Annotated in this window: 9 protein-coding genes and 1 pseudogene; all 10 read right to left on the minus strand. The window is 66.5% G+C overall.

The features are described 5' to 3' along the window. Positions 1-871: pseudogene (locus HR086_RS40155) on the minus strand (hypothetical protein); the annotation flags it as partial. A gap of 120 nt (positions 872-991) precedes the next feature. Beyond that, positions 992-2,248 carry a protein kinase gene (locus HR086_RS40160; RefSeq protein ID WP_174468247.1) on the minus strand — a complete coding sequence of 419 codons (1,257 nt, stop codon included), beginning with the start codon at positions 2,246-2,248 and terminating at the stop codon, positions 992-994. Positions 2,249-2,399: 151 nt separating this feature from the next. After that, positions 2,400-4,205, minus strand: coding sequence for a serine/threonine-protein kinase (locus HR086_RS40165; RefSeq protein WP_217442139.1), 1,806 nt, complete (start codon positions 4,203-4,205; stop codon positions 2,400-2,402). A 10-nt stretch (positions 4,206-4,215) separates the two neighbouring features. Next, positions 4,216-5,178 carry a DUF2381 family protein gene (locus tag HR086_RS40170; RefSeq protein WP_174468248.1) on the minus strand — a complete coding sequence of 321 codons (963 nt, stop codon included), beginning with the start codon at positions 5,176-5,178 and terminating at the stop codon, positions 4,216-4,218. A gap of 51 nt (positions 5,179-5,229) precedes the next feature. Beyond that, positions 5,230-5,529 (minus strand): hypothetical protein, encoded by a 300-nt coding sequence (locus HR086_RS40175; protein WP_174468249.1) that lies wholly within the window; start codon positions 5,527-5,529, stop codon positions 5,230-5,232. Beyond that, a complete protein-coding gene (locus HR086_RS40180; protein ID WP_254626653.1) occupies positions 5,526-6,032 on the minus strand; it encodes a hypothetical protein in 507 nt (168 codons plus the stop codon). Before HR086_RS40180 ends, HR086_RS40175 begins: the two co-directional genes overlap by 4 nt. Before the next feature lie 104 nt (positions 6,033-6,136). After that, a complete protein-coding gene (locus tag HR086_RS40185) occupies positions 6,137-6,433 on the minus strand; it encodes a hypothetical protein (protein WP_174468250.1) in 297 nt (98 codons plus the stop codon). A 22-nt stretch (positions 6,434-6,455) separates the two neighbouring features. Continuing rightward, positions 6,456-8,855: a fibronectin type III domain-containing protein gene (locus HR086_RS40190; RefSeq protein ID WP_174468251.1), complete on the minus strand. Its 2,400-nt coding sequence runs from the start codon at positions 8,853-8,855 to the stop codon at positions 6,456-6,458. 3 nt (positions 8,856-8,858) lie between these two features. Continuing rightward, the gene (locus tag HR086_RS40195) at positions 8,859-9,695 is read right to left on the minus strand and encodes a hypothetical protein (protein WP_174468252.1); all 837 of its coding nucleotides are present in this window, start codon (positions 9,693-9,695) and stop codon (positions 8,859-8,861) included. A gap of 11 nt (positions 9,696-9,706) precedes the next feature. After that, positions 9,707-10,012: hypothetical protein (locus HR086_RS40200; protein WP_174468253.1), on the minus strand; the 306-nt coding region annotated here is incomplete at its 5' end.

Here is a 10,012-nt window from a genome sequence, read left to right on the forward strand (position 1 = left end):
CTCCGGGCCTTCCACCCCAGCCCGCGAGGATGTGCGCCTCAAACCCAGGACGCACCAGCACCACCGCCGTGGCGTCCAGGTGCGCCAGCGTCACCGAGGCCGTACCTCCACCAGCACGTCCCCAGTCATGCACCCCGGAGAGCGCCAGCGTGTAGCGCTGCCTCTGCTCAGGCTTGCCGAAGAGAAGGTGCTCCACGTCCAACTCGACTTCCGCCCCCATCAACCGCGCGCCCAGCAGGTCCGAAGCGAATGCCTCTGTGTAGACGGGCCCCAGCCGTCCTGTGAGGAAGCCTCCTGCTGGGTGGTAGTCGGGATTGGTGCGGTTGGAGTAGCGCCGGACCAGGTGCCCGGACAACAGGCTGTAGCTGTCGAGCTTGCCGAACCAGATGCCCAACGGCGCATTGTCCGAGCCCAGCTTGAGACTGCGCACCAGTTGCCCCCAGTCAGAGAGGGTGTCCCAATCCTCGCGCCGAACGACACCGCTCCCTTCGGGCCCCCATAGACGCAACCGCACCGGAGCCCCGAGGTTGACGCCAAACTCCGGGCCGCGCTCGAAGACGACGGTGGGCTCGACCTGCACGAAGCCTTCGTCAGTCCCGATTCCCGCGCGGGGCAGCAGAGCCCATGCAGACGCCTCGACTCGCAGCAGGGAGGCCCAGCGCGTGGAGGGGTCGACCTGAACGACGTCCGGCACCGAGGCGACTTCGGTCGTTACGCCCTCAGGGGGCAACGGCTGCACCGTCCCCTCGGGTGGGAGCAGGTTCACAGCCGCCTCTTCTTCGGGCGGCGGTGGGTCAACAATCTCCTCGGCCCACGACACTCCAGGCAGCACCAGCAGCAACGCGGCCAACCAGCTTCGCTTCCTGTGCATACACGTCCCCCATGCGCGCCCCGGAATGAGGCACGAAAGACACACGTCTCCCGGTCGGCGCAGCGACTTGCGTCGGGCCGGTGGTGAATCAGCAGTGGTGAGTGGAGATAGGTGCCGACGTCAGGCGGCCGGCGGCGCCTTCACAGCGCGACGAGCACCAGGACGGGGGTCCGTCGTCAGCTCGTCTTCGTTGCGCGCCTCGGGCTGCGTCTCGACGTGGTCAGGGTGAGCCCGCCAGTCGGCAGGGATGAAGCCGCCCTCGTCGTCGAGCAAGTTCAACTCCTCCATCGCATCGCCCGCGTCGGTGAGAGCTTGCTGGACTTCATTCACCGCATCGTCCGGGCCGTAGGGCCCCAGGTCATCCAGCCGAATGCGAAGCGCGCCCTCCAGGTCGGCCGCCGTCTCGAAGCGGTCCGAAGGCTTGCGGTGGAACAGCTTGCGGAGAATGGCGCGGAGAGGCTCAGGCACTCCCAGAACTGCGACATCCACATCAAGGGGGCGGTAAGCCATGGCCCAGCAAATCGCATCCTCCGCGACCGACGTCAGCCCCGCGTCCATGCTTCTGACGGTCGCCTTCAGTACGCGACGCCGCTCCTCCTCGGACATGCGCGCCTCCAGGTCCGACAGCTTCAAGTTGCCCGGGTCGTAGAGATGCCGGCCCGTGGCGAACTCCAGCATCGTCAGGCCCAGCGAGAACAGGTCAGCGCGCCTGTCCACCTCCTCCCCCAGCAACAGCTCCGGTGAGGAGTAGATGACGTCGCCTTTGGGACGAGGGAGTGACGTCGCCACTCGTCCGGCCAGCCGCGAGAAGGCGACCCCAAAGTCCGTCAGCTTCACACCGCCCTGAGGAGTGAGACGAATCCTCGTGGGGTTGACGTCACGGTTCACGATGCCCAGTGGGATTCCGGCATCGTCCGTGCGCTCATGCGCGTAGGCCAAAGCCGCCGCGACTTCTGCGAAGACGTGCAGGACGAAGGCTTCCGAGAAGTAGCGCCCCCGCGCCTGGGCAATGGCAAGCAGCGAATCCAGCGTGAAACCATCTACGCATTCACTGGCGACGCAAAGCGCCTGCTTCATCTCGAAGAGGCCATGGACGCGGGCGATGCTGGGGTGTTGGAGGAATCGCGCCAGCCTGACTTCCTCCTCCAGCCGAATGCGTGCGCGCTGGTGCTTCTCCGAGATGCCCTCTCCCTTGGGGAGCGCCACGTACTTCACCAAGACCTTTCCCTGGAGTCCCTCGGGCGTGCGTGGCCGTGCGTAGAGGATGCGCTCCCCGTTGCGGCCCTCCCCGAGAATCTGGAAGAGAAAGTACGTGGTATCCCCTTGAGAAAAGAGAACCACTCCCTCGGTAAGCCGAGGGTCGGAATCATCAGACATGAAGGGAGTCTCCTGTCAGCCCAGCGAATGACTTCGCGTGAAGGCAGACGGAAGGTACTCCCAGCCATCCCAAACGTGAACGACGCTATAGGTCGCCAATTGCGCGCGGCCCGCGCATTCCAAACCGCAAAGTCTCTTTACGTTTTGGGCGTTAAGGCCAGTCTTTTACGACAGATGCGGGGTAGCTCCGGGGGAACCGCACTGCTCCCGGCACGGATCCTTCAATGCCCTCCTCAGCCCCATTTTCCCCAATGGCGATGCAAACAGGGTATGTGCGCCCATTCGGGTACTGGGCCTCTGTGTAGCGGGCCAACAAAGCCCCTCCGCTCGTCCACAGCTGTCCACGAAGTACGGTTCCGGTTGGCAGTTCCGGAATACCGTTTCGGACGACCCCGCGAACTGGGCCATCCGCATAGAGACCTTCTCGACCGTTCGGCCCAGGCTGATTCATGTCGAGGGTCAATGTCACGGCATCGCCCTCCTGCAAGCGGAGCACCTCGAACATGGCCTCTCGCGCTTCACTCGGGCACTCGCTCGGGCCTGGACGTACCTGGGAGCTGCCAGGGCAGCCCATCTGCAAAGCAACGGCGGCAGTGGCAGCAGCGCACTTCTTGAGAAAATCTGCCCGGCCGCCACTGGATGCAGGGGCCTTCAAGGCCGGAGACTCGGACGTACTGGCGACGATAGGGGCACGCTTCACGGAGGGGCTTTCCTTCTGGACTGGGGCTTGAGGGGGCAAGGCTACCCCAGGGGATGATGCAACAGGCTTGGGAGATGCGACGCCGATCCCCAGAGGCATCCCGGCATCCTCCTGCGGGGCAACTACGAGCAAGGGGGCACCAGCATCGTCCTGCAAAGCGGGCTCGTCGGGGATCATCGTGCGCCTCTCCGGCTCTGCCTGCCTCGACGCGAAGAAGCCCGCCAGGACCACCACGGCGAGCGCGGTCCCCAGGGCGCTCAACACGACTCCACGTCGAGGGTGGGCCGGCTTGGCGGCATCTTCCGTTCCGGTCGCAGGGGTGAGTAGCGGCTTTGCAGTGAGGGTGTGAAGTGGAGTCACCCACTCGGGGCCCGTCTCTTTCCCGAGGGCCTCCAGCTCACGCCGCATCGCCTCAGCCGTGGGGGGCCGATTCTCAGGCTTTCGCGCGATGAAGCGCATCACCGCATCGCTCAGCGCGCCGGGAACCCGCTCGTTCAACCTCCGAGGGTGAGGCGGCATCATTCTACCCTCGACGGGTGTCTTCACGGAGTCGCTCGCGGGCTGGGGAGCGGTCAGCACATCGAAGAGGCACACGCCCAGGGCATAGACGTCGTCCGTGACTTTGAACTCGTAGCGCGCATCGCGGTCGTCGCCATTCTCCCGGAGGAAGCGGGCCGCCTCGGGGGAGCGGTAGCGGCGAGTGCCTGGAGGCAGTGGAGCGTCCGTCAGGTCTTCCGCGTGCGTATAGTCCCCTGCGCTGAAATCGATGATGAATGGCTCATTGTCCGAGGTACGCACCATGACGTTGTTCAGCTTCAAGTCACGGTGGAAGACGCCGCGCCCGTGCATGTAGTCCACGGCAGCCGACAGCTTCACAAAGAGGCGGGCGACTTCCTGCGCGGTGGGGTGAACCTTCTCCACCCACTCGGCCAACGTGTACCCATCCACAAAATCGAGGATGACGTATAGCCATCCACTCTCGAAGTCCGGCCAGCGTCCATGGGAGCGAGGGGCGATGATGTTGGGATGGCGAAGATGGACGAGACATCCCAACTCGCGTCTCAGTCGTGCATCAGCCTTTTCTTCATCTCCGCTCGTGGCACGGTGCATCGCGACCTTCATCGCGTAGTGCTTGCCGTTCATCTCTACTTTGTAGACGGCACCGTAGGCACCCGCGCCAACGAGCTTCACGATACGCCACCCGTGGACTGTATGGCCGGGCGGAAACTGCGCGGGGTGATGAATCACTGTCAGCATGGCGTATCCACTAGAGAGAAACCCCCGGAATACGGGCTCGAACAGTGCCGTCCTCGTCAAGTAACTCCAAGTGGAACACGTCCCCCACTGGCCAAGACGGCGTCTCCGTTTCTACAACCATTCGCCCCGACTCACCGGGTTCAAGCTGGGGAGGCTCCAAACGCATGCCGAGCACGCGCACGCCTACTCCATTCTTGGCATTGACGAATCGTGCTTTTGCTGGAGCCCAGGAATGTCTGCCCTCATTGCGGAGGCTCACGCTTACAACAGCCCAAGTTCTAGCGCGGAAGCTCAAACCGTCTTCAAAGAACAGCGTTGAGGCGCGATCTTCCTTCTTCCTGGTGAAAATAGATTTTGCGCGAACACCTCGGTCATCCAACAGGCGGGACATTGCCATACCCAAAGGGCCACTCGCCTCGTTGCGCAATCGCAGCGCTCTCATTTCTACGTCCTTAGCCGCAAGTTGCGAACGGACCTCGGCCAGCTCAGCTTGTAGAGCCTCAATGGAATCACGACGTCTGAAGACTTCCACCCGCGTGTCCACCTCGGACGCATGGGCGACAAGTGCGAAGACACCGCGTTCAGAAGAGGCACCAGTGGTAAACCGGACCCGAAGCCCGAGCCTCTCACCGGGCCCCAAGTCCACGGCAGGTTCCAAGGCCAGGATTCGCTCTCCCACGTCCACAAGGCGGAAGCGCTCACGCCCTTCCAGCTCCACCGAGCCACGGTCGAGGGGAGCGTCGAAGAGAAGCAGGGTGGTTATCCCCGCCGCGACGCGCAGCTCCGGCACGGGTTCGGCGGGGCTGCCTGATAGAGCCACGCGCCGCTCCTGGCGCTCGCGAGTAGGGGGAAGCGGCTGGGCCGAGGCGGCGACTCCCAGCAATACGGCAAGGATGGCAACGGGTCGAAGCAACGCGGATTCTCCGGCGCCGACCCTAGCAAACCCGGAAGACACCATCGCCTTGAAAGCCATCCGAGACAGTCAAGTCCCGGACGACCCAGGAGCTTCGCACCTCCCGCCCCTTCAGTGCGCCAGACGCGCCGCAGTGAAGCCGAGCCCCACGCCAAGGGCGAGCGCTACCAGCACCTTCACCAGCGGCACTTCCCCCGCGTGCTGGCGCAGCGCCTCGTTCTCGGCCTGGAGGCGCCGCACCTCCCGGGCCGTGTCGAGGCAACGCGGTGTGGACAACCAGCAGCCCTCGGAGACCGCCACCGTGCGCCCGTCATGAAGCGTCACGGTGGCGCGAGCCAGGTCCAGCACCTCGTCCTCGGCGCGTACCGGCCCCGCGAGCACCAGGGCCAGCACCAGGCCAAACCACCTCACGGCTTGCGGCCCTTGTGGAGCTGCTCCAGGACGGCCACCGCCGCCGCCTTGCCGGCAATCTCCCCGGCGGCCAGCTCTCCCGCCTCCTCGGCCTTGCGCACCACCTCGTCACCGAAAAGGAGCGCCTTCAGCACGGAGAAGCCACCCGCCGCCCCCAGGCCGATGCCCAGGGCCTTCAGCAGCAGCGCCCAGGTGAAGGACTCCCCCGCCACCAGTGCGTTGGCTACCGCACCCGCTACGGCCACCAGCAGCGCCAGCACCGCGCCAGCGCGCGAGGACGCGAGCCACGGGAAGAGCGTGCCACCGAAGCGGCGCAGCGCGTAGACGACGGCCACCACCGCGAGGGACGCGACGAGAGCCCAGTTGCGCGAAGTCACCGCGTCGAACACGAGGCGCGCGAACTCCTCGATGCGGCTCGGGTCCGGAACACCGGGCGACTCGGCGGCCAGGGCGGAAGAGGCGAGCAGGAGGGGCGCGGCCAGGAGCAAAGAGGGACGGGGCATGGTGAGCCTTTCGGGCGGAAGGCACGGCGCCATGCCGCGCGGCTCCCGCTCTCCCTCTCTTCAATGGGGACACTTTCCGGCCGTGGCCCGCGCCCACAGCCTCGTCATTTCAATCCAGCACCACGGCCAGCTTCCGCACCCGCCTTGATTTCTTCGGCTGACATCCTGCCATCACGAAGCCAGTGGCCGCCCCCTTGGGCTTCGCATTCGCGGGCGCAGAGCGCTTCCTTGTCCTCAAGAGGAAGACGCAACTCATCCTTGAACGTTCCATCACGACAGGCACACACCGAACCGATGTCGGCAAACCCAAGGTAGGACGCCACCCCCACGGAGAGGCCAACACCGAGGACGATGAACCAGAACTGCCGCCGTCCTGTACGGGCGACTGGGTACGTGGACATCTCGCGAGTCTACACGTGGGGGCTAAGACTCGGCGCGGAAGCGCACCCCGTCGAGGCTCACCCAGACAGCCCCAGCGGGGACGCTGAACACCTGCAACGTCCCATCCGGGTTGAGCTGTCCAAGGCCCAGGCCGTGGCTCGTCGGCAAGGCGAGAACGCGCGGACTGCTGGGACGGTAGCCCACCGGCAGTCGGTAGACGGTGACGTAGCCCACCGTCCCCGGGCGCACGGCGCCGCGCATGGACACCTCGTTGTCGCTGTTCTTGTAGTAGCCCAACGGCCACGCGCTGGTGTCCCAAGCCGTCCACCCGTTCTCCAAGTCGTTCAGTTGGTCCGTGCGAATGCCAGCCCACGGCTCCACGAGGCCGCCCACGCGCTCCAGCCTCACGGAGTCGACGTAAACCCAAGGCTCTCCGGTGGTGAGCGGCACGAAGAGGCGCACCTGCACATAGCGTGTCCCTGTCGGCGCGGCATGGAAGCCGGTGAGGCGCTGCCACCCGCCGGCAGGCAACGCGCGGCTGGTGCTCGACGTGGACAGCGCGGTGAAGGCGCCGTCGTACCAGACGAGTTGGACGGCCAGCACGGTGCCGAGCTGCGTTGTCTTCGCCAGGGCGTCCACGCCATACCTGTCCCCAGGGCGGGCAATCATCGCCTGGGAGTCGAGGCGCGTCCCGCTCGCCAGCAGCCGCACCGCGCGCTGGCCGGTGAAGGCGTCCTGCGTCACCTGGGCATGTCCGGCCCACAGGCCCGCGCCCATGGCCCATGCGTCCGGTGGTGAGGACTCCACGCTCCATGCCTCGAAGTCCGGGTTGGGTGGCGACTCACCGAAGGCCACGCCGGGCATCAACGTGGCGGGCGTCACGTAGGCCGTGGTGACAGGCACCGCCTCCGAAGGCGCGCCGACGTTGCCCTTCATGTCCCGACCCACCACCCGGCAGAAGTAAGTCACGCCGGGCTTCAAGTTGGACAACTGGAAGGACGTCGCCCGCGCGCGCTCCTGGAAGGTGTCCGTAGAAGGGACGAAGTCCGGTTCCCGCGAGACGTGCAGTTCGTACTCATCCCACTTCGGGCCGGAAGGCGCGGGCGTCCACGCCACGGTGAAGCCGTTGACGATGGGCGTTGTCTTCAACTGCTGGGGCGCCGCCGGGCCGGTGAACGGCGCGCTCGGAGCGATGCCGGGCCGCGCGTCGCGCTCCAGCCATTCACGCACCGACGTCGAGGGCTGCCCGCGCAGCACCAGCTTCATGCGGGCAGTGCCATCCGTCGCGCATTCGTGCTCAAGCTCCTGGACGGCGAGCCGCTGCGCCGTGTCCAGGCGGACGCCATCCGGCTCCACGCGCACCAGGTCCCCCAGCTCCATGCCCGGGTGAGGGTCCACCGTCAGGCTCACCGTGAGAGGAGAGACGGAGAGGTCAGCCACCGCCGCATCCGCGAGACGCTGCGCCTCGGCCTCGGTGTTGATGTTGCTGGAGTCGCCCTCGGCCAGCTGCATCCACCGCCGCCCCACCTGGGCGCGCGCCGTGGGGTTGCTAGCCGTCACCTTCTTTCGCTTCGGCACACCCGAGGCATCGAGGTCTGCCCTGTCGCTGTAAACCACCTCCACGTCCGTGCGCATGTCCACGAGCTGGCGCGTCACCGAGGTGAGGTCCGCATACTCGTCCGGGCCATAGGCCCACTCCTCGGCCGTCTGGAGTCGGTCCGGCGCGTAGAGCGTCAGCGCGTAGGCCCCGGTGGCTGCCCGCCACTTCATGCGGCAGTCCCAGCCGATTCGCTGCGCGAGGGTGCGCACCGCTTCGAGGACAGGCTCCACCTTCTGCGCGTACTTCCCGCGTTGGGAGAGCGGGTCCACCGGCACATGGAGGCCGAAGCTGGCCATGCCGTTGTCGTTGCAGATGGCCTGGATGATTGTCTGCACAGGGACGCCCGCGGAATCGTCGCCGTATGCGCGCTCAACCTCGATGAAGGTGTCCTGGAGCAGTCCGCCCAAGTCGCGACCCACCACCTTCAACTCCTCGGGTCCCGTGTCCACCTCGTCAATGCGGCCCCGGAAGACCTCGAAGTAGTCCTCCTCCCTCGGCACGCCTCCCGGCGCCGCCAGTCCCAGCTCGATCCGGAAGTAGGCCGCCTCCGCGAGCAACGGGACGAAGCTGCCTCGGGTGGTGTTGGCGAGGGACTGCACCACCAGGGGCGACAGAGACATGCGCCCCCCACCTGCCCCATTGCGCGCAAGGGCCACCTCGGCCTCGGCAACAGGCGCGTCCAGCTTCTCGTTGATGCGCACGCCCAGCACCCAGTCAGCACCAAAGAGGGTTTGCAAGTTGAGCCAGACGCCTTGCCCGTCACGCACCCAGACGCGCGGATGCGTCGAGTAGCCCGTGGGGCTGGTGAGGAGAGCGGCCTGGAAGGAAGACAGAGGACGCATGCGTCAGCGCTCCTGCAACTCGAAGTCGAACTCCTGCCCCAGCACGCGCGCGCCGTTCTGCCACCACTCCACGGCGCGCCCCTGGCCCACCTTGCCCAGCACCACGCGCGGCTCATACAGCGCGGGGCCCGAGGCCACGTGGTACGGGTACGGCGCGCCGAAGGGCTGGCCAGTGGCGTACCAGGGTGTCACCCACGAAGAGGGCGCCACCCATGGAAGGATGACGAGGTCATCCACCAGCAGCGCCGCATTGGTGGGGTTGCCGATGCCGCCGCCAAACCCTCCGAGGATTCGCAGCGTCACGTCCCCCGCTGGAAGCGCTCCCACTCCATTGACGACGAGCGCGCCGCTATTGGGCGTGACGTTGTCGGTGTTCCCACCACTGGAGATGAAGTGTCCCGCGCGGTGGATGAAGTGCGTCCAGCTGGCTTGTCCTTCCAGCTTCCACCAGTAGGCCACCGTCCACTTCGCGCCCAAGCCCGTCAGGAACGTGACGCTGGAGTCGGCGGCCATGCGCAGGCACGCACCATAGCGCCCACCCGCGACACCCGCCGTCACCGTGCCCGTGGTGGCGCTCGGCAGGAGGAAGGCGTTGCTGCGCATGCCCGCCTCGAAGCTCCACACATGGCCCTCGCCCTTGAGGAGCCCCCGGTATGCGCGGGCGTCCTCCTGGGAGAGCGGCCCCGTGTTCCCCGCGTACGAGAGTACTTCCCGTCTCTCGCTGGTGCGCAACCACCCGGAGAAGGCGCGGCGGTGTTCCCCCAGCAACGTGGGTGTGTACGTGAGGCCCCGTTCGGTGAGCACCGGCAAGGGGATTCCAGAGAGGGCGAGCGCGGCCATGGTGGGAGACCTCAGACAGGAGAGAAGCGGGACGTCAGACGGATGCGGCTGCCGCTGGTGCGCACGCCGGCGCGCTGCTGGCGCAACGTCTCGTCGCGGCGCGTCTCTTCCATGGCGGCGTCAATGTCGTAGCCGACGATGTTGTACGTAACGGGCGCGGACTGGGACGTCGCGCTCACGCCGAAGCCGAACAGGCGCCGCATCCGCTCGTAGTGCTCCAGCACTGCCGGTGGGATTTGCGGCACGGCGCCCCCTTGAATGGGCGTCGCCGCGTGCTCGTCGTCCCCGGGTTCCTCGGGCGGGGGAGACGTGGGCGA

This window comes from Myxococcus sp. CA039A, from assembly GCF_013336645.1.
Lineage (GTDB): Bacteria > Myxococcota > Myxococcia > Myxococcales > Myxococcaceae > Myxococcus > Myxococcus llanfairpwllgwyngyllgogerychwyrndrobwllllantysiliogogogochensis.

Coding starts and splice junctions, on each gene's coding strand:
- HR086_RS40160 (WP_174468247.1), bottom strand. CDS start 2,248: ATGTCTGATGATTCCGACCCTCGGCTTACCGAGGGAGTGGTTCTCTTT.
- HR086_RS40165 (WP_217442139.1), bottom strand. CDS start 4,205: ATGCTGACAGTGATTCATCACCCCGCGCAGTTTCCGCCCGGCCATACA.
- HR086_RS40170 (WP_174468248.1), bottom strand. CDS start 5,178: ATGGCTTTCAAGGCGATGGTGTCTTCCGGGTTTGCTAGGGTCGGCGCC.
- HR086_RS40180 (WP_254626653.1), bottom strand. CDS start 6,032: ATGCCCCGTCCCTCTTTGCTCCTGGCCGCGCCCCTCCTGCTCGCCTCT.
- HR086_RS40185 (WP_174468250.1), bottom strand. CDS start 6,433: ATGTCCACGTACCCAGTCGCCCGTACAGGACGGCGGCAGTTCTGGTTC.
- HR086_RS40190 (WP_174468251.1), bottom strand. CDS start 8,855: ATGCGTCCTCTGTCTTCCTTCCAGGCCGCTCTCCTCACCAGCCCCACG.
- HR086_RS40195 (WP_174468252.1), bottom strand. CDS start 9,695: ATGGCCGCGCTCGCCCTCTCTGGAATCCCCTTGCCGGTGCTCACCGAA.